Source organism: Mesorhizobium sp. M0954 (assembly GCF_040319155.1).
GTDB lineage: Bacteria > Pseudomonadota > Alphaproteobacteria > Rhizobiales > Rhizobiaceae > Mesorhizobium.
Genome location: NZ_JAMYNR010000002.1, coordinates 21,746 through 44,193, shown reverse-complemented (window position 1 = coordinate 44,193; position 22,448 = coordinate 21,746). Strand labels below are relative to the sequence as shown.

The 22,448-nt window shown below is 60.3% G+C and carries 26 protein-coding genes and 3 pseudogenes; 20 read left to right on the top strand and 9 right to left on the bottom strand.

Annotated features, from left to right (window positions below; translation table 11 throughout):
• From NKH93_RS03330 to NKH93_RS03280, 11 genes and pseudogenes are all read left to right on the top strand, one after another.
• On the top strand, window positions 1-114 hold the full coding sequence (locus NKH93_RS03330; protein WP_352969094.1) for an FCSD flavin-binding domain-containing protein: 114 nt from the start codon (window positions 1-3) through the stop codon (window positions 112-114).
• Complete coding sequence (gene soxX, locus NKH93_RS03325) at window positions 111-563, top strand: sulfur oxidation c-type cytochrome SoxX (protein ID WP_352969092.1); 453 nt, start codon at window positions 111-113, stop codon at window positions 561-563. The genes NKH93_RS03330 and soxX overlap by 4 nt, the downstream gene beginning before the upstream one ends.
• 2 nt (window positions 564-565) lie before the next feature.
• Window positions 566-811 (top strand): hypothetical protein, encoded by a 246-nt coding sequence (locus NKH93_RS03320; protein WP_352969090.1) that lies wholly within the window; start codon window positions 566-568, stop codon window positions 809-811.
• The gene (locus tag NKH93_RS03315; protein WP_352969088.1) at window positions 811-1,206 is read left to right on the top strand and encodes a thiosulfate oxidation carrier protein SoxY; all 396 of its coding nucleotides are present in this window, start codon (window positions 811-813) and stop codon (window positions 1,204-1,206) included. The genes NKH93_RS03320 and NKH93_RS03315 overlap by 1 nt, the downstream gene beginning before the upstream one ends.
• Window positions 1,112-1,366, top strand: a complete 255-nt coding sequence (gene soxZ / locus NKH93_RS03310) for a thiosulfate oxidation carrier complex protein SoxZ (RefSeq protein ID WP_352969086.1) — start codon at window positions 1,112-1,114, stop codon at window positions 1,364-1,366. The genes NKH93_RS03315 and soxZ overlap by 95 nt, the downstream gene beginning before the upstream one ends.
• A pseudogene (gene soxA / locus NKH93_RS03305) lies at window positions 1,366-2,144 on the top strand (sulfur oxidation c-type cytochrome SoxA). The gene soxZ and the pseudogene soxA overlap by 1 nt, the downstream one beginning before the upstream one ends.
• A gap of 869 nt (window positions 2,145-3,013) precedes the next feature.
• A complete protein-coding gene (locus NKH93_RS03300; protein ID WP_352969085.1) occupies window positions 3,014-3,292 on the top strand; it encodes a type II toxin-antitoxin system RelE/ParE family toxin in 279 nt (92 codons plus the stop codon).
• An 11-nt stretch (window positions 3,293-3,303) separates the two neighbouring features.
• The gene (locus NKH93_RS03295) at window positions 3,304-3,591 is read left to right on the top strand and encodes a HigA family addiction module antitoxin (protein ID WP_352969083.1); all 288 of its coding nucleotides are present in this window, start codon (window positions 3,304-3,306) and stop codon (window positions 3,589-3,591) included.
• Window positions 3,592-4,469: 878 nt separating this feature from the next.
• Window positions 4,470-5,456, top strand: coding sequence for a TerC family protein (locus NKH93_RS03290; RefSeq protein WP_352969081.1), 987 nt, complete (start codon window positions 4,470-4,472; stop codon window positions 5,454-5,456).
• Between the two features lie 52 nt (window positions 5,457-5,508).
• Window positions 5,509-5,811: a hypothetical protein gene (locus NKH93_RS03285; protein WP_352969079.1), complete on the top strand. Its 303-nt coding sequence runs from the start codon at window positions 5,509-5,511 to the stop codon at window positions 5,809-5,811.
• Window positions 5,763-6,344 (top strand): annotated as a pseudogene (locus NKH93_RS03280) (exopolysaccharide biosynthesis protein); the annotation flags it as partial. The gene NKH93_RS03285 and the pseudogene NKH93_RS03280, both read left to right, overlap by 49 nt.
• Before the next feature lie 243 nt (window positions 6,345-6,587).
• Here the strand turns inward: NKH93_RS03280 and NKH93_RS03275 are convergent.
• Window positions 6,588-6,803, bottom strand: a pseudogene (locus tag NKH93_RS03275) (hypothetical protein); the annotation flags it as partial.
• A 216-nt stretch (window positions 6,804-7,019) separates the two neighbouring features.
• Here NKH93_RS03275 and NKH93_RS03270 point away from each other — a divergent pair.
• A complete protein-coding gene (locus NKH93_RS03270; protein ID WP_352775248.1) occupies window positions 7,020-7,682 on the top strand; it encodes a nucleotidyltransferase domain-containing protein in 663 nt (220 codons plus the stop codon).
• Between the two features lie 98 nt (window positions 7,683-7,780).
• Window positions 7,781-8,095 (top strand): hypothetical protein, encoded by a 315-nt coding sequence (locus NKH93_RS03265; RefSeq protein ID WP_352969077.1) that lies wholly within the window; start codon window positions 7,781-7,783, stop codon window positions 8,093-8,095.
• 41 nt (window positions 8,096-8,136) lie between these two features.
• Here the strand turns inward: NKH93_RS03265 and NKH93_RS03260 are convergent, their stop codons facing one another.
• Both NKH93_RS03260 and NKH93_RS03255 read right to left on the bottom strand, forming a co-directional pair.
• On the bottom strand, window positions 8,137-8,466 hold the full coding sequence (locus tag NKH93_RS03260; RefSeq protein WP_352969075.1) for an FCD domain-containing protein: 330 nt from the start codon (window positions 8,464-8,466) through the stop codon (window positions 8,137-8,139).
• Between the two features lie 837 nt (window positions 8,467-9,303).
• Window positions 9,304-9,615: a hypothetical protein gene (locus NKH93_RS03255; protein WP_031212213.1), complete on the bottom strand. Its 312-nt coding sequence runs from the start codon at window positions 9,613-9,615 to the stop codon at window positions 9,304-9,306.
• 447 nt (window positions 9,616-10,062) lie between these two features.
• Between NKH93_RS03255 and panB the strand changes: the two genes are divergently transcribed.
• Both panB and panC read left to right on the top strand, forming a co-directional pair.
• Entirely contained in the window at window positions 10,063-10,899 is an 837-nt protein-coding gene (gene panB / locus NKH93_RS03250) for a 3-methyl-2-oxobutanoate hydroxymethyltransferase (protein ID WP_352969073.1), read from the top strand.
• The gene (panC, locus tag NKH93_RS03245; RefSeq protein WP_352969071.1) at window positions 10,896-11,855 is read left to right on the top strand and encodes a pantoate--beta-alanine ligase; all 960 of its coding nucleotides are present in this window, start codon (window positions 10,896-10,898) and stop codon (window positions 11,853-11,855) included. The genes panB and panC overlap by 4 nt, the downstream gene beginning before the upstream one ends.
• A 652-nt stretch (window positions 11,856-12,507) precedes the next feature.
• Here the strand turns inward: panC and NKH93_RS03240 are convergent.
• Window positions 12,508-13,389: a LysR family transcriptional regulator gene (locus tag NKH93_RS03240; RefSeq protein WP_352969069.1), complete on the bottom strand. Its 882-nt coding sequence runs from the start codon at window positions 13,387-13,389 to the stop codon at window positions 12,508-12,510.
• Between the two features lie 184 nt (window positions 13,390-13,573).
• Between NKH93_RS03240 and NKH93_RS03235 the strand changes: the two genes are divergently transcribed.
• The 5 genes from NKH93_RS03235 to NKH93_RS34290 all read left to right on the top strand — a co-directional run bounded on the left by NKH93_RS03235 (window position 13,574) and on the right by NKH93_RS34290 (window position 19,371).
• Window positions 13,574-15,802 (top strand): xanthine dehydrogenase family protein molybdopterin-binding subunit, encoded by a 2,229-nt coding sequence (locus NKH93_RS03235; RefSeq protein ID WP_352969067.1) that lies wholly within the window; start codon window positions 13,574-13,576, stop codon window positions 15,800-15,802.
• 13 nt (window positions 15,803-15,815) lie between these two features.
• Complete coding sequence (locus tag NKH93_RS03230; RefSeq protein ID WP_352542524.1) at window positions 15,816-16,265, top strand: (2Fe-2S)-binding protein; 450 nt, start codon at window positions 15,816-15,818, stop codon at window positions 16,263-16,265.
• A 38-nt stretch (window positions 16,266-16,303) separates the two neighbouring features.
• On the top strand, window positions 16,304-16,855 hold the full coding sequence (locus tag NKH93_RS03225; RefSeq protein ID WP_352969065.1) for a hypothetical protein: 552 nt from the start codon (window positions 16,304-16,306) through the stop codon (window positions 16,853-16,855).
• On the top strand, window positions 16,843-17,928 hold the full coding sequence (locus NKH93_RS03220; protein ID WP_352969063.1) for an MBL fold metallo-hydrolase: 1,086 nt from the start codon (window positions 16,843-16,845) through the stop codon (window positions 17,926-17,928). The genes NKH93_RS03225 and NKH93_RS03220 overlap by 13 nt, the downstream gene beginning before the upstream one ends.
• A gap of 849 nt (window positions 17,929-18,777) precedes the next feature.
• Window positions 18,778-19,371, top strand: coding sequence for a Y4oE-related protein (locus NKH93_RS34290; protein ID WP_502896421.1), 594 nt, complete (start codon window positions 18,778-18,780; stop codon window positions 19,369-19,371).
• Here NKH93_RS34290 and NKH93_RS03215 read toward each other — a convergent pair.
• From NKH93_RS03215 to NKH93_RS03195, 5 genes are all read right to left on the bottom strand, one after another.
• On the bottom strand, window positions 19,269-19,520 hold the full coding sequence (locus tag NKH93_RS03215; protein ID WP_023722511.1) for a hypothetical protein: 252 nt from the start codon (window positions 19,518-19,520) through the stop codon (window positions 19,269-19,271). The two genes, NKH93_RS34290 and NKH93_RS03215, sit on opposite strands and share 103 nt — an antisense overlap.
• Window positions 19,517-19,945 (bottom strand): putative toxin-antitoxin system toxin component, PIN family, encoded by a 429-nt coding sequence (locus tag NKH93_RS03210; RefSeq protein ID WP_352969061.1) that lies wholly within the window; start codon window positions 19,943-19,945, stop codon window positions 19,517-19,519. The genes NKH93_RS03215 and NKH93_RS03210 overlap by 4 nt, the downstream gene beginning before the upstream one ends.
• A gap of 493 nt (window positions 19,946-20,438) precedes the next feature.
• Window positions 20,439-20,834, bottom strand: coding sequence for a hypothetical protein (locus NKH93_RS03205; RefSeq protein WP_352618550.1), 396 nt, complete (start codon window positions 20,832-20,834; stop codon window positions 20,439-20,441).
• Complete coding sequence (locus tag NKH93_RS03200; RefSeq protein WP_352474563.1) at window positions 20,827-21,078, bottom strand: type II toxin-antitoxin system Phd/YefM family antitoxin; 252 nt, start codon at window positions 21,076-21,078, stop codon at window positions 20,827-20,829. Before NKH93_RS03200 ends, NKH93_RS03205 begins: the two co-directional genes overlap by 8 nt.
• Before the next feature lie 1,016 nt (window positions 21,079-22,094).
• On the bottom strand, window positions 22,095-22,376 hold the full coding sequence (locus NKH93_RS03195; RefSeq protein WP_352503771.1) for a VanZ family protein: 282 nt from the start codon (window positions 22,374-22,376) through the stop codon (window positions 22,095-22,097).
• Window positions 22,377-22,448 lie beyond the last annotated feature (72 nt).

The window sequence follows — 22,448 nt, the reverse complement described above, 5'->3', positions numbered from 1 at the left end:
GTGGAGGGTGCGGGCGGCACCAGCCCGCTCGAAGCGCCGTCCTCCGTCCGCGCACTGGAAGCGGCCTATGCGGAGGACTGGTTCCGGACGATCACCAGCGAAGTGTTCGGATGACGAGGACGACTTGCCTCACTCTCACGGGATTGCTGCTTGCCGCTTCGCCCGGTGGCAGCGAGGAGGTGGGATCCTACGTCGTCACCGGCGATGCGATAATGGAGCCTCTGGTCGACAGCAGAGGCGATCCGGCTCGCGGCGCCGCGCTGATCTCGGACCGGCAGCGCAGTCTCTGCACGCTCTGCCATAGCGGTCCGTTCCCCGATGCGCATCTGCACGGCACGCTGGCGCCCGACCTGACCGGCGTCGGGACAAGGCTTTCGGAAGGCCAGATCCGGCTGCGCGTGGTCGACATGAAGCGCCTCGCGCCGGATACGATCATGCCTTCTACTGCCGTGTCGCGAAAAGCGGAAGGCCGGCGCGTCGCCACTGTCTGGCGCAGCAAGCCGATACTGACCGGCGCCGACATCGAGGACATCGTCGCCTATCTTACGACGCTGAAAGGGTGATCATGCGCGAAGATCCGCTTCGAGTTCATGCAGGCCCGGTCGGGCGGCGGCAGTTTCTTCGGGCCGGAATGACCGGACTTCTGGTGATCAGTCTGCCGCGCTGGGCCGTTGCCCGTCCGAGCCTCGATGAGGCAATCAGTACCTTCACCGGCGGAGTCGACGTCCTCGACGGCCGTGTCCGGCTCGATCTGCCGCCTTTTGTCGAAAACGGCAATGCGGTCGGGATCACGGTCACCGCCGAGAGCTGATGACCACGGACGATCATGTCAGGCGCATTGCGGTCTTCAATGAAAAGAACCCGGCGGCGAATGTCGCGGTTTCCCATCTCGGTCCGCGCTCGGGCCGCGCCGCCGTCTCGACGTGGGGCCAGCTCGCGACCTCCCAGGTCGTTGTCGCGGTCGCTGAGATGAGTGACGGCAGCTTTTTGGTCGAGCAAGGCGAGCGCGATCGTCACGCTGGCCGCCTGTATCGAGGACCTCTCATAATGGCGCGCGCTCGTCAACGTGCCGAAAGCGGCCAGGCAGGGCGAGGTCGTCGAGATCCGAGCGATGATCGCCCATCCGATGGAAACCGGCTACCGTGTCGGCCCGAACGGCATCAACATCCCCCGCGACATCATCCGCAGGTTCGCCTGCACCTATAATGGCGAGGAGGTGTTTTGGGCAGATCTCCATCCGGCAGTGTCGGCCAATCCGTTCCTTGCCTTCACGCTCGTCGCCGCGACGAGCGGCACGATCGAGTTCGCCTGGACCGACGACGCCGGGAAGACTCAAACGGCATCGGCCGGAATCACGGTGCGCTGATGCGCGCCCTTTGGGGCCTGGTGGGGATCATCGCGGCGGGCGTCTGCAGCATGGCCATCGCTGCCGGCATCGAAGACGGCGAAAAGCGCTCCGGCTTCGATTTCATGACACCGGAGACGCAGGCGCTGCAGGCCGACGACATGAACAATCCCGGCATGCTATGGGTGCTGCAGGGCGAGCAGCTCTGGCGCCAGTCGGAGGGCAGGGCGGATGTCGCTTGCTCCGGCTGCCATGGCAATGCGTCCCGGACAATGCGCGGCGTTGCCACGCGCTACCGGCTTTTGACGAGGCGACGGGACGGCCGATCGACCTTGCCGGGCGTATCAACTCCTGCCGAGCGGAGCGGCAGCAGACCAAGCCGCTGGCGCTGGAGTCTGACGCATTGCTTGCCCTGACAACCTATGTGGCGCATCAGTCGCGCGGCATGCCAATAACAGCGGCAACCGACGCCCGGCTCGCGCCGTTCCGCGACAACGGCCGGCGTCTGTTCCGGAGCCGCATCGGCCAACTCGATCTTTCCTGCGCCTCCTGCCACGACGACAATTGGGGCAAACGGCTCGGTGGCAGCGCCATCCCGCAGGCGCACCCGACCGGCTATCCGCTCTACCGACTGGAGTGGCAGACGGTCGGTTCGCTGCAGCGGCGCTTGCGCAACTGCATGATCGGCGTGAGGGCCGAGCCCTTCGCCTTCGGCGCGCCCGAATTCGTCTACTTGGAACTCTACCTTATCGAGCGGGCGCGCGGCCTGCCGGTCGACACGCCGGCCGTGCGGCCGTGACGCTGGCCGGGGACTCCGCGCAACCTTGGGAAGCAGCGTCCTGGTGGGACTGCGACAGTTTCGCACCTTGGGCGGCGCTCTCCTAGCGGACCTGATGACGGCCCCATCCGTATGTGACGGCCCACACGGATAGGCGGCCGAGGAAAATTGTATCCAAAATTGTCGAAACGAGCGGAATCCAAGGACTGCGAGGCTCTCGCGTACATTCGCATACATCTCGATGCTACTCGGGCAAACTCCTGCGACAGGCTCAGCATAAGGTTCAATCGTGAGCAGGAGCCTCGTCATGGTGACGAGACAGAAAGCCGACAGCGGTCTCGCAAGATTCAATGCTGCGCGAGATGCTGATTGGCGGTCTGCTCATTCTAAGAAAGGAAAAATACAATGAACAAACTCGTAGCGGCTTTCGCCCTCCTCACCTTGTCGACAGGAGCGTCTCTCGGCGCCAATCAAAACCCGGACCGTGACCCTACCCGCGGATTCGCTAGTGGTATCGAGAACAGCGAAATGACCTTGGATGCCAATCACACGGCTTCCTTGCCTCTACCCGTGGTAGCCACGGAGGAAGGACAACCACAGTCCGGCAAGGTTCCTAACGAGCGTGCACCATGGGCCGGCCGTTAGTATACTGAACTTGTCTTTCGCAAAAATGTCCAATCACCCGCCGTGCAACGAGGGTGGTTGGACAGGCGGCGCACGAAAAACCTGCCCATCTATGGTTGGATTGAACGTCTTCAATTAATTGCTGGTGGCGCTGAAGCCGGCGCTGCGAAGTGATTGAGCAAACCCGGCTTGGCGTTGCGCCCAGCAAGTCAGGAGCCGCCCCATTTTTTGGTTGCATCTTGTAGCGATACACGATACACAAACCTATGATCGCCAGCTTTCGGCACAAGGGCCTCGAAGCCTTCTACCGCACCGGCGCGACGAAAGGCATCCAAGCGGCCCATGCCCGAAAGCTCGGGATGATCTTGGCCATGCTAGATGTGGCCAAGGAACCGCAGGACCTGAATCAACCGGGCTTGCGGCTGCATCCCCTGAAAGGCGACCTGAAAGGGCATTGGTCGGTGTGGGTGAACGGCAATTGGCGCATCACCTTTCGCTTTGACGGGGCCGACGTCGAGCTGGTCGATTATCAGGATTACCACTAAGGACACGAACCATGATCCATACCCATCCTCATCCGGGCGAAATCCTCAAGGAAACGGTGTTCGAGCCGTTGGAACTGTCCGTAACGGAGACCGCCGAGCGGCTGGCCATGTCGCGGGTGGCCCTGTCGCGGGTGCTGAACGGCAAGGCCGGCATCAGCCCGGATCTGGCACTGCGCTTGGAGAAGGCCGGTGTCAGTACGGCGCGCTTCTGGGTCAATCTCCAGGCGAACTACGATCTATGGGTGGCGATGCAGCATGAGCAGCCGCCAGTGCGGCCGCTCCAAAAGGCGGCGGCCTGAAATGGAACCCGGCGACCCTTGGACCGGGAGAGGTCCGCAATAGCCGGCCAGTTCGACCCGGGCACACTGACTGACGCCCAGGGTCTTGAGGGTTCTGCGGATCTTTTCAAGCGGGAGAAAATGCTGAGCGTCTGGCCCAACGGGTGGCAGGTCTGCCGCCGCGCTGCCGGCATTCTGGGCGAATTTTTGGAGCGCGATATTCCCGCAAACACCTTCAGCCCAGTTCGTCAAACCAGAGAGCGGCATTAATGCAACACATGACACAGAGATGAGGGAAATAACGGATTTGCTCGCGGGGCCTGACGAAGCCATAAGGGGGTCAAAGACCATCTCGCGACTATGAATCGCTCTGAGTTCGACACATTCGCGTCGCTGCTTCGGCCGACATCGCCCGCGGGCAGTGCCGAAATGATGTTGGCTCTCTTGGTCTACTGCGAACTAAAGACACGAAATTTCGAAGTGCACTGAGGCCCGAGTTCCAGGGCATTGCTACCTTCATAGGATAGCCACCGTTGCGCTCGACTCATCGGCTCAGGAGGTTTTGGATCGCTTGCCGTGATAGCGATCGGTTGATTCAATGGCGAGCAACGAGATGCAGATCAACGAGAAGAACTGACACTGCACGCTTCTCGGCTCGTTCAGTGTTCCCATCTCATGTCGCGCCATAGCGAGGGTGTGCTTCGCGTCCCCGACCCAAGCGGGAGTCCGACAGGCAAATCGTCCGGCCTCGATAAAAGTCCCACCGGACCCTTGATCACCAGAAAATGAGTCCCCAAGTGGGTACCAACCCGCTGGTCCGGGCCCCTCTGGTGAGAGCCTCGGCACTCTTGCGATGTCGGACCGATTTTCTGACAGCCCGTGCCGACAGGGGATTGCCCTTGAGTTTCTCATTTCTGTTCGTCGAGTGGCTGGAAACGCCGCTGTGGATGTGGTCGAGTTTTTTTGTCCTCGTCATCGCTATTCTGTCGTTCGACCTTGGAATTCTTCACAAACAGGACAAGGAAATCGGCGTCGGCGAAAGCGTGATACTTTCTGCTCTCTATGTCACGCTCGGGCTCACCTTCGGTGGCTGGGTATGGTGGTATCTCGGCGCCGACGCCGGCCTCGCCTATCTGACAGGCTTCATCATCGAAAAGACGCTGGCGCTCGATAACGTCTTCCTCATTGCCCTGATCTTTTCATTCTTTGCTGTGCCGCGAATCTATCAACACCGGGTGCTCTTTTGGGGCATCCTCGGCGTCCTCGTGCTGCGTGCCATCATGATCGGTGTCGGCGCGACGCTGGTCGCTGAGTTCGCTTGGGTTCTTTATATCTTCGCCGCATTCCTGATTGTGACCGGTATCAAGATGCTGATCGTCAAGGAGGCAGAACCCGACGTATCGAACAACGTCCTCGTCCGCTTTATGCGCGATCGCTTTAACGTCACCGACGGGCACCAAGGCAAGCGGTTTTTCGTCAAAAAGAGAAATCCCGGGACGGGCCAGAAGAGCTGGTTCATCACGCCGCTCTTCATGGCGCTGGTGATGATCGAGGTGGCCGACGTCATCTTCGCCGTGGATTCCGTCCCTGCGATTTTCGCGATCACAACCGATCCGTTCATCGTCTACACCTCGAACATTTTTGCGATCCTTGGCCTTCGCGCCCTCTATTTCGCGCTTGCGGCGATGATCCACCGCTTCCGCTATCTGAAGCCTGCGCTCGCTATCGTTCTGATCTTCATCGGCTCGAAGATCTTCGTCGCCGATCTCCTGGGCCTTGAAAAATTCCCGGCCGCCTTCTCGCTCGGCATTACCTTTGCCATCATCGGCGCCGGCGTGGTCTGGAGTCTTCTCAAGACGCGGGATCAGCAGCGCCAGTCTGCGTGACCTGGCGCGGCAAAGACGAACACCGCCACCTAAGGAACAGAAGGAAACAGATATGATTTCTGACTTCATCAGCTGGATTTTTGCCATGCTCGTCATCGGCCCCCTGCAAACCCAGATACAGGAACAAGCTGAGCGCGCGAGGCTTCCGGTGGAAATCCTTCACCAGTCCCAGAACTGCCTGACGTCTCAGGGCCCGCAACTGATTGAGCGCGCCGCTGGCGACTACGGCTGGGCGGCGGTCACCGCCATCAACATAGCGATTGGCCGTACCGCGCCGGTGGAGCTTCTAGATAGCCAGGACCCGCAATGCGCAGCCCTTGTCCGGGCTCTGAACAGAGCCGGCGAGGATGCGTAAGGACCGGCTGCGTGCGCGAGACGTCCGATCAGGATGCGAACAGAAGACCGGCGCAGGGTGCGGCCTCCGCGCGGTTGAACGAAATGCTGGAACTCGCCCACGCGAAAGGCGGCCTCTCGATTGGGGTGGCTCTGGAGGCGATGGGCCAAACTGGCATCGGCTTCACAATCCTGATTCTGGCCATTCCGGCGCTGACGCCGATCCCGGGGCCGTTCGGCATGGTTTTCGGCAGCGGGCTCGCGCTGGTCTCGCTCCAGATCGTCGCGGGCAGCCGGAGGGGTCTGGTTGCCCGCCATCATCAGCGAGCGCCAGTTTTCGCCTGCAGCGTTCGGGTCCGTCATTCGGTGCCGATGATCGGCCGGGTGGAGAAAATGGTGCGCGCCGGTCGGCTGGAGATCCTGACGGGCCCGAAGGTGCAGACGCTGCTCGGCGTTTGGATCTTCCTGCTCGCCGTCGTTATCGCCTTGCCGATTCCCTTCGGCAATATCCTGCCGGTGTTCTCATCGGTAGTCTTGGCGGTCGCATTGATGGAGCGCGACGGCGCTCGCGGCAAACCCCTACGAGATCATGCGGTGCAATACGGGAAAGAGTCTGATTTTGTTGCCGACGTAGCGGCCAATCTTCCACCTGCTCATCAGCTCTTCTGGGAACGCCTTCATGAGATGTTCCGTTTCGGGGTCCGTCAGCCGGATCATGTAGTCTTCGGGCGCCAGTATGACCGGCACACGGTTGTGGAACGTCGCCATGAGCGGATTCGGCGGCGGAATGCGCGAGAGCCGCGTCTTGTCGCGCAGCAGCCCTTCAAAGCCTTCCTCAGCGAAGCGCTCCTGCCAGCGTCAGACACAGGTTGCCGGTCGCCCCATGATTTCGACCCTACCGATACCATCGGCGCTCAACAGCACGATCTCGGCGCGCCAGACATGCTTCTGCGGACTGTTGCGGTCGCTGACCAGCCAGGCGGCGGCCTCGCCCAGATGGCTCTGCGCCGCCATGCCGGCGCGGCATGAGGGCCGTTCCGACGTTCATGGCTCATCCCAAGATTGGCGGCGTGTCGTCGTTGGCGATCAACATCTCTCGGATACATTGATGGCAGCGGCGCAGCAGCAGCCAAGACTCAGATAACAGGACAGCTGTTTAGAAAACCAAACATCAGATTTGATATCCGGCAATCGATGTGCTATGGCTCTAGAGCAGAAGGAACTTGCGCCATGGCACGCTCGACCGCTCAAAGCGCTTTGCGCTATCCACTCACCATTATGCTCGGCACCGACGCAAGCGTGAGATTGCTCCGGGAATTATCCCGGCACGGCGGCTTGCTTTCTTCACCATTGCTTGCGGCTCGTAGCGGGCTTGCGAGGGCAAGCGTGTGGTCTGCTCTCGCAACCTTGGAGGGGATTGGCATCGTATCTTCAGAGGGAACGGGCAGGGCTCGTCTTTATCGGTTGAATGATCGCCATCCACTGGCGACATCACTGGAAGCCCTCTTTGAGCAGGAGGCGCTAAGGTATTCCAACATTCGCGCTGTAGTCACTGAGGCGGTCTCCGCGGTTCGGCCGAACGTACTCGCGGCCTGGATTTACGGCAGCGTGGCGAGGGGCGAGGACCGTCCAGACAGCGATCTCGACATCGCAGTGGTTACGCCATCCGAAAAGCTAGAAAGCGCGCTCCAAGAGATACGTGAGGCACTGGTGACCCACGGTGAAGAGCTTGGCTTCAATCCCTCGGTGGTGGGACTCACTCCGCAGGATGTGGCGAGGCTGTCGAGCACGGGAGACCCTTGGTGGGGCGGGGTCGAAGCTAATGCCCTGCTCGTCTTGGGCCCACGCCCGGACGAACTCGCAACAAAAACTCGCCAGAAGGCGTTGGCGTGACCAGAAGAGGTGCGACGAAAGCAGTCGAGACAGGCTTTGGCGAGGGGCGATTGCGCATCGCCCGCTCATATTTGAAGGCTGCCCGTTTGGAGGTGGCAATGTCTGAAACGGGTGACATTGGAAATCCGGCTATGTCGCAGATCGTGAATGCGGCAATAGCATACGCCGATGCGCTCACTGCCCGATTTGCAGGAAAGATCAACCGCGCGGATCATGCGGCCGTGGTGAAAACCATGCGCGATGCGCTTGGAAATCGCCTTCCTGCAGCGCAGGCCAGCAGGTTGCGGAGCATCCTCGATGAGAAGGACGAAGCTCAATACGGAATCAGGGCAAAATCATTACCCGAAGCCGAGAGCTTGCTCGACAAGTTGGAAAAGTTCGCAGAGTGGGCGGAAAAAGAACTCGAAGTCTGATCAGCAATGGAGGCGGCATGTCGCTTACGGTGACCTGAATGTTACTTCAGCAGTTTGATCAGCACTGTGAAAGCCGCGTCGATGTCAGCGCGAACCGCGGCCCGGACCGCTTCCGCATTGCGGTCTCGCAGCGCTGCAAACATCTGCTGATGGTGCTGGTTGGCGGTCGAATAGTTTCCAGAATCGTGCAGCATGTTGAAATAGGGACTGATCTGCAGCCACAGGTTCTCGATGATGTTGAGCATGTTTTCCGAGCCGGCGGCTCGATAGATGGAGAAATGAAAGGTGTAGTTAGCTCTGAGGTAGGATCCCGAGTGGAACAGCGGGTTTTGACGAAGGTTGGGCACCAGCAAAAAACGTAGGTGAAGCATGGCTGCTCATCAGGAAAGCAAGGACCCGCACTGAGCGTACGGCACGGGAGGCAAAAACGGCCAGACTACGGGAACAGCGGCTGAAGACTGGGACTGCTATGCAAGAGCGGAATGATGAGGGCGCAAAACGACCGTCAACACAGCGACGCCGCAATCGGTGACGCCTATCTTGTTGGCAGTTAGGACCTCGTTAGCTCCCGGGCCTGCTCCGGGGACAAGGCCGAATGGCTCAAGCCCGACCTTGTCGGTCGGGTGAAATTTTGCTGCTCAATTTCCTCGATGAGACCTGACTGCCTTTAGCACTTCGCGCCCATCAGTGTGAGCATTTCGAAAAGTCGCCACTACCGTTTCCGCCAGGATTTTGCCCTGTTGGCTTAAAGGGTCGAGGTCTTCGTCTGCGCAAATCCGATCGAAAACGCGCTGGCAAATAGCCAAATCATGAGGACTAAGGCAGGTGCGATTGGTACGCTGGCGCTGCGGCATGTGCGAACCCTCAGGCCCGCTGCCCGTGCAGAGCAGCGGGCCTTTACAGCCAGACTGGAGAACGGAGGAGAGTTCAGTCTCGCGCAAAAAAACGTTTGATGTAGAGTGCTTGTTCCCGGCTAACGAAGTTGGTAATTTTCGTACAGTGCGCCACCTGGGGCCGATTGCCTTCCCGCAAGCAGTTAGCCGTTCAACTGTGGCAAGCGCCTCACCCTCATGAATGGGAGCAGGAAGACAGCCTCCTCGATCGGCAGCACGCCGGCCGACAGGTCTCCTCGATGCCACGCGCACCAGAGCAAGGACGGCCAGGCCTTGCGGACTTGTCTTCGGCATCGATGGTTTGATCTGCGTTCGCTAATCCGCCTCATCTGTGAGCGACATCTTTTTGCGGCGGACAGGCGTCCAGTCGGTGATCGTATCGGCATCCACGGTGATTAGCCCGCCAGCTTTCACGGTCACCCTTCGATTTTCCTCGTCGACCCGCGTGACCTCGCCAGTGAGCTGGAGCTCGTCACCTGGTTTGGACTTTTTAGGAGCAGGGATCGAATGCGGAAAACCATAGGAGGGGATGCTGACGCTAGCTCTTCCGTCGTCCAGGAGCTTCAGCACCGTCACGGTGATCGCCACCTCATCGCCGATATTGATGTCCGCAATTTCCCAAGCCATGCCCATGAATCTGGAGCGGCTTTGACGGTAGGCAAGGGATTGGAATATGCGGAAAATGCCAACGCCGCCAGCGTGCACCTTGTTTTGGAACCGATTCGAACCAGCGATATTGATTCAAATCGTAGTGTCTGGAGTGCGGGCGCATGCTTCCGTCACAACGCATTTCGGGTAGGCTTGCAACCAAGGTCGCTTCTGGCGTGAACCGCCGTGCGGCAGTTAAACTGTTCGAGTTGAAAACGGCCGGAGCCCGATTGCTCAGCCGCTCAGCAACACGGTTGTCGCGCAGGATCACCGAAGCAGAGGAACGCTGGCCCTCTGTCTTTGCTTTGCGGAGAGCCTGCTTCGCGACGCACAAACTTTTCTGATGCAGTGCGGTTTTGGCCTTCGCACCTGCACAGAACTATGCAAAACCGTCACCGCTGGAACTTGACCCAAGGGAATGTGCCGATGAGTGTGGCGGTCGAAACAAAGGCGCTGACGCCGCCGGACATTGCGGCCCGAAAGCACAAGAAGCCGATTGTCTGCTTAACAGCGTATACAACGCCCGTTGCGCGCCTCGCCGATAGGCACTGCGACGTGGTCCTGGTCGGCGACAGCGTCGGCATGGTGCTTCACGGCCTGACGTCAACCCTCGGGGTTACGCTGGAGATGATGATCATGCACGGCAAGGCCGTACGCCGCGGTCTTAAACGAGCGCTGATGGTCGTCGACATGCCGTTCGGCTCCTATGAGGAGGGCTGCGAACAGGCCTTTCGCAACGCCGCCCGGCTGATGGCGGAGACCGGATGCGCCGCGGTCAAGCTGGAGGGCGGCGAGAGCATGGCTGACACGATCCGCTTTCTCATTGCCCGCGGCATCCCCGTCATGAGCCATGTCGGGCTGACACCGCAAGCGATCAATGTGCTTGGCGGCTACAAGGTCCAGGGCAGGGGCAGAGACGGCGACAGGATTTTGCGGGACGCTGTTGCTGTTGCCGAATCCGGCTCATTCTCCGTCGTGCTGGAAAAGGTGGCCGAGCCGCTCGCACGAAGAATAACCGAGGAGGTTACGATTCCAACCATCGGGATCGGCGCCTCCGCCGCCTGCGACGGCCAGGTTCTGGTCGTCGACGATATTCTCGGCATGTTCACCGGTTTTCGTCCGAAATTCGTCAAGCGCTATGCCGAACTGGGCTCAGAGGCCGAAGCTGCCATTGCGGCTTACGCGGCTGATGTGCGGGAAGGGCGCTTTCCGGCGGCCGAACATCTCTTCGCCGACGCGCCGCAGGCCGGAGACGCCGCGTGAGCGTGCCGATCGTCCGCACCATTGCCGAGCTTCGTACCGTTGTGGCGGGATGGCGCCGTTCTGGTGCCAATATCGCCGTGGTGCCTACGATGGGAGCCTTGCATGAAGGGCATTTGAGTCTCGTGCGTTCTGCGCTTCAAAAGGCCGATCGTGTGATCGTGACGCTGTTCGTCAATCCCAAGCAGTTCAACAGTGCCGCGGATCTTGCCGCCTATCCCCGCACGGAAAACGAAGACGCTGCAAAGCTGACGCCGCTGGGCGCCCACCTGCTTTATGTTCCCGATGCGACTGCGATGTATCCTGACGACTTCGCCACGACCGTGTCCGTGTCCGGCGTCAGTGAAAGCCTGTGCGGTGCGTTCCGGCCTGGCCATTTCGATGGGGTGGCGACCGTCGTTGCAAAGCTCTTCCTCCAGACCGGCGCTGATTTCGCCTTTTTCGGAGAGAAGGACTTCCAGCAGCTTCTACTTATCAGGCGCATGGTCCGGGACCTTGATATTCCGATCACCGTCGTCCCCTGTCCGACAGTCCGGGAAGCCGATGGTCTCGCTTTGTCATCGCGCAATATCCGGCTCTCGCCGGCAGAGCGCGCCGTTGCCCCAAGGCTAGCATCGGTCCTACTCGATACAGCGTCGGGGCTCTCGAACGGCTCTCCCGTCCTGCCAACGCTTGCCGAAGCGCGCGCAGCGATCCTGTCCGCGGGCTATCGCGAGGTCGAGTACCTGGAACTCCGTGGCGAGGCAGATCTGCAACCGATAGCAAGCCTGGATCGGCCGGCACGCCTGTTTGCAGCGGCCTGGCTCGGCGAGACGCGGCTCATTGATAACGTCAGAACACTGCCGTCTCCCGTTCTTGTTGACAAGCCGCTCGGGCATGCCCTCACCCGTGCCGACGGTCACACCGCAACGCCAGTGATTAAGGATGAGCTTGTAGGCTCTAGCAAGCGCTACACCTGACCAACTCGGCCCTGTGAGCGCTGGATCGTCCCCTCTGGATGAAATCTCGCCACGCGTTTTCGGAAAAGAACAAAAAGTGAACCATTTTTCTGCGGCTCCATGAAGTCCATGTGATCGGCGATGTATCTGCGCGTGCTGACTGAGAAGGCGAGGGCCCGGGAGTTTTCGGTCGGGCCTATGCTGATGGCTGCTTTGAAAGCTCGTGGGTCACCGACCAGGATGGCCGGTAACGGAATCGCCTAGCCTTGCTCTAATTTAGCTTGGGCCATATTTGCTGTGACTGAGTGGTGATCCCACAGGAATCGAACCTGTGACCTACAAATTAGGAGTTTGTCAGGCGACCTTTACTGTTGTTTCCCAATGCCGGTCTTTGTACGATTGCGCTGCCACTAACATGTTCAAGTTGTTGTAGTTTTCGTACTGCACGGCTATAATAGCGTAGACAAACCAACAGAGCGCGTGGCATTGCTTACTATGCGTCGGCCAAACCGGACTGCCGCAACTGCGCGACGGCGTCGACCTCCTCTTACCACCATGGTTGACGCCTGCGAGGTCCAGCAGCACGCCCCTTGTCATCGGTCCAGCGTGACCAAGAGTCCGGTGTGCGTCAAATCCCGAACAAGGCCATGGTTTCTTCTTATTCCTTTTTGGGTCAGGGCGGGCAGGCGCTCTCGATTATCCTTGCCGACAACCAATCCAGGCCAACGTCCGACGTCGATCGTGCATGCCGCACGAGGCTGAACGTAAACGGATCAATGGCGAGTGGCGTTTTCAGGACCGCAAGCCCGAACTGATCGGCGTATTTGGCGGCGAGCCGGGCCGGGACCGTTGAAGAGAGATCGCCGCTCGCCACAACGCTCATGGCCGTCATGAACATCGGGACGCTGGCGACAACCCGGCGCCGAAGCCGGCGCTTCTTCAGAGCCTGATCGACCATCCCATGAAATCCACCCCTGAATGAGACGAGGATGTGATCGAGCGATAGGTATTCTTCGAGCGACATCGCCGCGTCGTGAGCGACCGGATGGTCTTTCCTGACAACAACGACAAAGTCTTCTTCGAAGACTGGCACGGCCCGGAACTCGTCGGGCAGATCCCAGACGCGCCCGATCGCCATCTCCATTTCGTTGGTGCGCAGGCCGTTCAGGCTTTCGGTTCCGACAGCGAATTGAAACGCCACCCGGCATCCAGGTGCCTCGGCACGCAACGTCCTTATCAGCGGCGGGGCAATCACGGCGCCGACAAGGTCGTTGCCGGCGAGCCGGAACGAGCGCGTGGATGTTTCGGCGTCGAAGTGCGTGGGAACCTTGAGTGCATCCTGGGCAAGTCGAAGAATGACTTCGACTTGTGGGAGAAGCTGTGAGGCACGCTGTGTCGGTTCCAGACCGTTCGGGCGCCTGACGAACAGGGGATCGTCGAAGAGTTCCCGTAGCCGAGCCAGCGCATGGCTGACGGCAGACTGGCTGACACCCAGCGTAGCCGCAACAAGCGTTGTCTTTTGCAATCGAACGAGATCCCGAAAGATCGTCAGCATGGTGAAGTCGAGCCGGCGCAGTTTCTGCTGATCAGTGTTGGCTTTGCTAGTCAACTGCATCTCCTACTTGCTGCACCAGCCATCCTGTTCGGCCATGATATCCGAATTGTTCATATCACATATCTAGCGATTTCAGTTGAACGAATAATGACCCATCCTATGATCGAAGGCGAGAGGTTCGGTCGTGGCAGTGGCCGGTCGCAAGAAGGGATCGCTGAACTTGATGGATAGTCCACTGGGCGCACCGACCAAGGTCGGATCGCTGGATCGAAGGCAATTGCTGGTCGCGACCGGCGCTCTGCTCCTGTCGGCGCAGGTCACCGTCAAAGCGCGGGCCGCATCTTCACTCCCCGACAAATTCATCAATGCCTGGCTGCGCATCGATCCAGACGACATGGTGACGATCATGCTCTCCCAGTCGGAAATGGGAAAGGGCATCCAAACCACCCTTCCTTTGGTGCTCGCCGACGAACTCGGCGCCGACTGGTCGCGCGTCGCGCTTGAATGGGCCGATTTCGATCCCGCATACCGGCACCCGCAATATCAATGGATGTTCACCGGCAACAGCGAATCGATCTCGACCTTCTTCCCGATCATGCGCACCGTTGGCGCCGCCGCACGCGAGATGCTCGTCGCCGCGGCCGCGACGCGTCTGGGGGTTGCCGCTGCGAGCCTTCGCGTCGACCAGGGCCGCATCCATCATGATCCGACTGACCGGGTGGTGAGTTTTGGTTCGGTTGCCGCTGACGCGGCAAGGCTCGATATCCCAAAGGATCCTCATCTCAGGCCGACAAGCAGCTTGGAACTGATCGGCAAGCCGCAGCCACGCGTCGACATACCCTCGAAGGTCGATGGCTCGGCGATTTTCGGCATCGACGTGAAAGTGCCCGGCATGGCGGTGGCCGCCATCCGCCGCGCTCCTTCGCAAGGGGGATCGCTGGCGGCCTTCGACCCAACGGCGATCAAGGCTGAGCGCGGTGTGCTTGCCGTCGTCGAAATTCCGTCCGGCCTCGCTGTCGTTGCCAATGACTACTGGACGGCGAAGCGGGCTCTCGATGGCGCAGAGCTTACATTCAAGCCGGGTCCAATCGCCGGATATTCAACCAGTGGCCAAAGGGCCGAATATAGCGCGCTGCTGAAATCCACGTCGTTCGACACGAAAGTCAAAGCGGGCGACGCTTCTGCCGTTCTGGCGGCTGCCGACAGCCCGCTGGAGGCTATCTTCGAAATCCCGGTGCAGGCGCACGCGACGATGGAGCCGATGAACTGCACGGCCCATGTGACGGACGATCGGTGCGAGTTGTGGATCCCGACACAGGGCGTCGAGATCACCCACGCTGTCGCCAAGCAGATGCTGGGTCTCGCCGACGACCAGATCATCATCCACAGAACGTTGCTGGGCGGCGGCTTTGGGCGGCGGCTGCTCGCGGATTTCGCGAAGATCGCGATCCTGGTTGCAAAGGCCGCCGGCCGCCCGGTCAAGGTCATCTGGAGTCGGGAAGAGGATTTCCGCTACGACGCCTACCGCCCGCCAATGGTCCATGCGGTGAAGGCGTCTCTCGGCAATGACGGGTTGCCGGCGGCGATGACGCATCGTGTCGTCTCGCCGTCCCACATGCTCTACATTTTCCCGCGCGGTGTCATCAAGGCACAGGGCGACTGGGCGCGGCCGATCATGCCGCCGGCGGCATACGATGGCATGGCCGTCGAGGGCCTGACCGAGACGCCTTACGCCATTGCGAACTATGCGGTCGAACAACATCGCGTCGACACGCCGCTCTCGGTTTCCGTCTGGCGCACAACTGGCCACGGACCGAACAATTTCGTCCTGGAAAGCGTCATCGACGAGTTGGCGCACCGCGCAAATGCCGACCCGCTTTCGTATCGGCTGAGACTTGCCGCTTCCGATCCCCGCGCGGTCGCGGTGCTGAACGCTGTCGGCGCGCTGTGCGGCTGGCCGGCTGCATTACCGGCGGGGCGATTCCGCGGTCTGGCGCTCGCCAAAGCATTCGGCGGCTATATCGCGCAAGTCGTCGAACTCTCCGTCAAGGACAAGACCATCAAGTGTCACCATGTCTGGAGCGCCGTCGATATCGGCCAGACCCTCGACCCAGGCATTGCCAAATCCAACATCGAGGGCGGCGTGGTCTGGGGACTTTCCGGCCTGCGCACCGAGGTAACCTTCGCGGACGGCGAGATCGAGCAGACGAATTTCGATCAGTTTGACCCGCTGCACGTGTCCGAGACGCCTGTCATCACGACTCGGTTCGTCGAGAGCGGCGCCAAGCCGACAGGCGTCGGGGAGATTGGTCCCGTGCCGACGCACGCCGCTTTCTGCAACGCCGTGTTCGCCGCGACAGGCGAGCGCATCCGAGCCCTGCCGATTTCGCGCAGCGGCTACCAGCGGATCTGACGGGAGCAACGCAATGACACGATTTTCCGTCAATGGTCGCGCGGTCACGGTCGACGCCGAGCCGGACATGCCGCTGCTTTGGGCATTGCGCGATCACCTCGGCCTGACGGGCACTAAATTCGGTTGCGGCATCGCTGCCTGCGGCGCCTGTACAGTGCATGTCGATGGCCAGCCCGTGCGCTCCTGTTCCTTTTCGCTCGGTGAAGCTGAGGACAAACATGTCACGACGATCGAGGGACTTTCGGATAACCGCTCGCATCCCTTGCAGCAGGCCTGGATCGCAGAGCAGGTTCCACAATGCGGTTATTGCCAGTCCGGCATGATCATGGCCGCCGCCGCGCTGATCAACGACAAGCCGCATCCGACGGATGAAGACATCGATGCGGCAATCACCAATCTGTGCCGCTGCGGCACCTATGCCCGCATCCGCGCCGCGGTGCATCGTGCTGCGGGTGATGCGTGATGACTGGCCGTCGGCTTGCGCTGGGAGCGCTCGTCGGCGTGACGATTGCCGCCGTCTCGGCGTTCGTGCAGCCGCTGTGGTCGCAAACGAACGGCGGCAGTACGGCCTCAGCCGACGCCTTCGCGACGGTCGCCCGCGTCATGACAAGCCCGCGTTGCCAGAATTGCCACACATTGACTGACTATCCGCGCCAGGGCGACGACCGGCATCGACATCTGTTTCGTGTGGCGCGTGGACCCGCGGATCATGGTGCGGCGGGCCTGCCATGTTCATCCTGTCATGGAAAATCGAACAATGCGGCCAGCGGCGTCCCCGGCGCCGACGAGAACTGGCGCCTCGCGCCACTCAGCATGGGCTTGGACGGCCTTTCGACAAATGAGCTCTGCGAACATTTGAAAGACCCGCGGCACAACGGAAACCGCACTGGCGATCAGGTCATCAACCATCTCAGATCGGCGCTTGTGAGATGGGCCTGGTCACCAGGTACCGATCGGACCGGGCAAGCACGAACGACCCCGCCGATCCCCTATGATGAATTCGTGACGGATGCCGAAATCTGGATGAGGAGCGGAGCCGAGTGTCCGAAATAGCCAAGCCTGAGGATCTGCCGGATCGCAACACACTGAACAAAGGCGCCGCCGACCGAGGTCGCCGCCACTTTCTGCAATATGTGGCCGGTGCGACAGCCGCCCGGGCCGGGTTGTGCGGGTGCGGCATTCATCCCGCCCTTGCGGCCAGCAGCACGACTACGACGCCTGGTGCGGGACCTGTGGTCGACCCTGGCAAAGGCTACCTTGTCCAGCAGATTGGCGATGGGCTTTATTGGGTTACAGATGGTGCCTACAGCACCATGTTTCTTGTCTCTTCGACCGGGGTGATCGCTTGCGATGCGCCACCCAGCCTTGGGGAAAACTACTTTAGGGCTATCGCGGACGTCACGGACAAGCCGGTGACGCATCTGGTCTACAGCCACGAACATGTCGACCATATCGCCGGCGCGCATCTGTTTGCAAAGGACGTTACGATCGTCGCCCACGCCCGGACAGCCGAACTGCTCTCATCGCGGAAGGACCAGCGGCGCCCGGCTCCAACTGTAACCTTCGAAACGACCTATACCCTTGAGCAGGGAAACCAACGCCTCGAACTGGCCTACAAGGGCATCAACCATTCGATCGACAACATCTTCATCTTCGCGCCACGCCAGAAGACCCTGATGTTCATCGACGTCGTTTATCCCGGCTGGATGCCTTACAAGAATCTCGGCGTCGCCGTCGATATTCCCGGCTTCGTCGAAGCACACCGCACTGTTCTTGCCTACGACTTCGAGACGCTGGTCGCCGGCCACGTCAGTCGTCCTGGAAACCGCGCGGATGTCGAGACCCAGGTCGAACTGGTGAAGGACCTCGTCGAGGCGGCGGAACAGGCCTACGCGAGCCTGTCCTTTCCCGCCTTCCTGAAGCAGCATCCGCCAGGGCGCAGTGGCAAAACAGCCTGGGACCTTCATCAGGGCTATGAGCAGGCCCTGGTCTCCCAGATGCATGATGGGCTGCTAACGAAATGGCGCGACAGGCTCGCCGGGACCGAAACCTACCTGCGCGACAATTGCTGGGCGATGCTCGAAACATTCGTCGTCCAGGGCAAGCCGGATATCTCCGGGCTGTAACGCAATACTGTTTGTGGATTCAACCTTCACGGCCTGCGAACCTGAACAGGTATTGGCAATGGTCGAACGTCAGAACCTATCCACAGCAAAAGCCTTCGCAATTGCACGGCGGCAGGGCTTGACGTGCCCCACGGCAGGGCATTGACGAGGAGTTGACGGATGGCGAACGTTGTTATCGTGGCGGGCGGCTGGCATGGAGGCTGTGAGATCACGCCTTTCGCGCGCAAGCTGCGTGAACTTGGACATGAAGTCGTTTCTGCAGCTATGCTGGACCGACGTAGCAGACCAAAGTGGATTGTCACAGCCTTCGGAGTCACCCAAGGCAGGCGCGCATCAATGTGGCGCATATCTAGCCCGGATATCTCACACAGTCTTTCGGCGCGAGGCTGGCGGCGGAGATTTGCCGGCGCTTGAGCTGCGGGCAAAGGATGTCGGCCGCTTGGAGCGGACACCGCCGCGCTCAAGGCCGAGTGCGAGGCTGGCGACCGGGCGAAGGATCTGCTGGAAGCGTTCTCAACGACGCCTGCCACGACTGTCGCCGGCGTGGCGGGCAAGCTTGAGGCCGTGTTGCACGAGGGTAAGGCCTGGGGGGAATGCTCCGAGTTCCCCTGGCCGCAAATCCGCTCGGCGCTTAGCGATCTGGTGCGCATCGCCCGGCAGAACATGCCGGAACAGTTCTTTTCACGGCGAGCAGCGTCCTAAGATCCTGAGGCGGCGGGCTGGCTGCTGTTTCCGCGGCTGAAAAATGGAGGCGCGATATTAAGATCCCGTCCAACCCAACTTCCGGCTTCAGCCGAGAACCCCTCAGCTTGCAGTGAAGCGTCTGCCTCACGTCACCCTTCAACCGCCATGGAATTGCCAGCGCAGAGCCCTCTTGCGGCATCTCACCATCGGGCGGTGAGCGATCCCAATCTGTTGGATGCCTTCAACCGCGATGCCGCCGTGCAGAAACGGACCGTGCCTGAAGCTGCAGAGGCAGCGACTGCCCTGTGGGGAAAGACAGCCGCAACCGCAATCGCCTGGTGCGCGGTGTCGGCGTATTGCTACGGGCGGATACGGGAGTACCGGTTCTGGTTTCGGGTATTCGCCTATCTTTGCCGAAGTGGGAGCAGAGTCGGAGAGAGTTCGTCCAGGCTTTTCCCGATAGGGAAATCATGTTCGACGAGGGAACTGCCTGCTTGTCGAGAGAACGCCGGACCGAAGTCAGCCCGTCAAGGCCAGAGCCGCATCGCTGTGGCGCGTGCTGCGCCAGCCTTGACTGGCAGTCTTCGGCCCGGCGGCCGCTTTGGACGCAGGCGAAACTCCGGTACGAGCCGTACCGCTCTACCCCTCGGGGTACATTACTCCGGCAATTCGTCGCCCTTGATCGGCGCCTTCCCTTTGCCGGCCCGTTTCAGGATATGCAGCGCCTTGGGAAGGTCGGCACGGGCGGCGCGTTCCTGAAAGTAGCTTTCCGTGCGCAGCGCCGAAAGCTTTTCAGCGACTGCCACGTTAATGAACTGGTTGAGCGGCACGCCTTCGCTCTCCGCCACCTTGCGCGCCTCATCCAAAAGCGAGAGCTGAAGCCGCAGTGCGAAATTGCTTCTCCTCATGTCTTTCTCTCCAATCGTCTCAGCGCCTCGCCCGGCGACAGGACCAAGATACCGAAGCGCTCGGCCACTTTGCCGAAATCGCGTAGGTTGAACTTCACTATAGCATCCGCCCGTCCGTTTACCGCAGCTTCCAGCACCATGTCGTCGTCCGGGTCGCGAACGGCGGGTCGCCAGAGGAAGAGAAGGCGAACCGGCTCCGCGACGGCCGCCACGGCATCTAGCAACGCGTTCACATCCTCAGCCGACCGGCCGGAAGCCTCAAGGTGCTCGGGCCTCGTCATGACCGCCTCGTACTCGATCATCAACGTCACCGAAGCGATGAGCGTCAGCCGGCGCTCCAAAGCCGCCACCAACAGTTGGCGCGAGGCACCAGCGTCACTTCGGATCGCCGCCACCATGGTCGCCGTATCGAGAAGCAGTCTCATGCAGGCATATTGGATATCGCGTGCGATATTGCAAGAGGACCGAGCTTTTGGTAATTTGGCCCGGCTTCGGGATCCCAAATCGCAGCGCGCAAGTATTTGCACGCCACACTACGGCCGCGCGGCAACTGAACTTGTCTTGCCGATCATCACGCCGCTCAATGCCCTCGATCTATACAGAAGAGCGGGCATGCCATGGTGGACGAGGCCAAACCTGGGAACGACAGCGCAAGTCACGATTACAGGGCTGACATGTCGGCACGAGATATGGTTGAACGAGCCGTCCTGTCGATCGCCCGTTTGTTGGGTCGGCGGGCTGCTCGGGAGCATTTCGAGGAATTGCAGGCGGCCAACGACAACAATGTCCACCTCTTGAGAAAACACCGTCAGAAGGGGAGGGTGGGGCGCGAGGAGAGGGCGTAGGGGCGCCCCGCGCTCCGGTGCTGGCCCGTTCGATGCGGGTAAGGACCGGAGGCCCGCCAAGAAATCAGTCCGGCTATTTGCGAACGATGCCGCGCAATCGACGCTGCGCCGCCGTCTCTTTGATCACGCCAGCAATTTTGCGGACAAATGCGGGGCTGAACGCGCCGATCGGCGTCGTCGTCACCAGATCATAGGCTTCATCGACCGGCACCCGGTTAAATTCGTCCAGGATCAGCCATGACGGATAGTCGAGGCCGCCGCGGCGGCATTCGATTTCGCTGATGGCGAGATGCGGGCGCGACCGGTCGGGTTTTTGCGAAGTCAGCGGAAAGAGAAACAAGGCTGCGGGCGTTGCTAGCGTCCGGACAACGATGCAAACCGGCCTCGCCTTGCGTCCGGATTCCTCGCCGGCGTCTGCTTCCCGCGCCCATAGGTAATAATATCGGAGCAGATCGCCAGCTTTAAGCATCGGGCGTGTCGCCGGAAATTATGGCATCCAGTCCTGTCATGAGTTCATTGTGGACATCATCCGGTGCGTCCTCGATCGTATAGGCGACCGAATGCGGCTGGCCGACGAGCTGGTGGTACTGAGCAGCGGACAGGATGACGAGCTTTTCCTTGCCGCGCTTGGTCAGGGCCACCGGCTCGATCAATGCCGTTTCGAGGATTTCGCCTGACACGCGATTCATGTCGGAGAATGTGAATTGCTTCATCGCCGTACTTCCTTTTAAAGTACCTATAATAGGTAATTCACGTAAGAAAAGCAAGAATGGTGGCGCCCACGCGCCACCTTTCCTATCAGCATCGACCCGCTCGAAAGAGCGGCATTGTCCGTTCATTGCTGAGTGCGGCGCGGTTGGTCTGGAACGTGTGGCCGTCCCAATCCTTCCATGCCTCCCAGCCTGGGGTCGGAGCAAGAACAGTTCCCAGCGACACGAGGTTGAACGGAGCATGAACGTCATGCGGCGTGGCGTAACCGAGCCGGAAGTCTGAGCGACCGGAAGCTTTCACGCATCTGATGTTCTGTATCCCAGGTATAGATGCCGGTCAGATTGATGTGTTCCCAGCTCAGCGGCGAGACGTGCTTGAGCGGATGATCCGGGATGAACAGGGGCGAAAATAACGGAGTGGGCGGCTGCGCATAACGGGCGGCGCGCTATAAACTTGGAGCCAATGTTTAATCACTGGGCTGCCTATGCAGCGTTTGAGGGCAACTGTGAAGCGGCTTTTTATCGCGGTTCTGGTCGCATCTGCGGTTCTTAGTTCTCAGGCTAGGTCCGCAGTCGATCCAATGATCAAGGCCGAACAGAGCGCGCTAATCAGATGTAATTTGGGGTGGGCCGCAAAACTAGCGGTCCAGCCTGGCGCCCCGAGTACCTTAGCAAGAAAAGCGCAGCAATTGTGCGCGGGAGAAGACGCAACGTACGACCGCGTGGTGCGATTGTCCCTTCGTTACAAGGTGATCGCCGACAGATACATGCGCAAAATACATGCCTCTCAATTGAGGTCTAATGCAGCGATGATTGTTAAAGTCCGCGCTCTGATGAAAAAGAGAAGGCCATAACTCCCCTCGGCTGCTATGCGCAGATCGGCTTGCGGATGATAGTCTCAGTGATCGCTGCGGCCTTACTCAATGCTCTCTGAAGTCCTGCAGCGAAGCGTGACGTAGATCCTCTTCGCCGCGCATATGCTTCACGCGGCCGATTAGCCCAGCTTGACGGGTCGTGACCTAGGAGAATCCGCTGACTAATTTCTTTGTCCAGCTTGCAATTGCGAGCCCGCAAGCGACGCCGACACAATCGGCAAACCAGTCGAACATATCCATGTCGCGGCCTATCATTTGCATGCCCTGGAGGATCTCGATCGCGGCGCCGGTAAGAGCAAGAAAAATGGTCAGTCTTGCCCTGTGCTCTGGCCAACCGAGACTGCCGATAGCCGTCAACACGACGAAAGCTGCGGCGTGATTGAGCTTGTCATCATGAGAGGTGAAGCCGAAGCCAAAATTCTGCAAAAGCCACTCCGGTGAGAGTGCGAGCACGAGGACACCGGCCAGTGTGACCAGAAAAGCAGTCCTTGCTGCGAT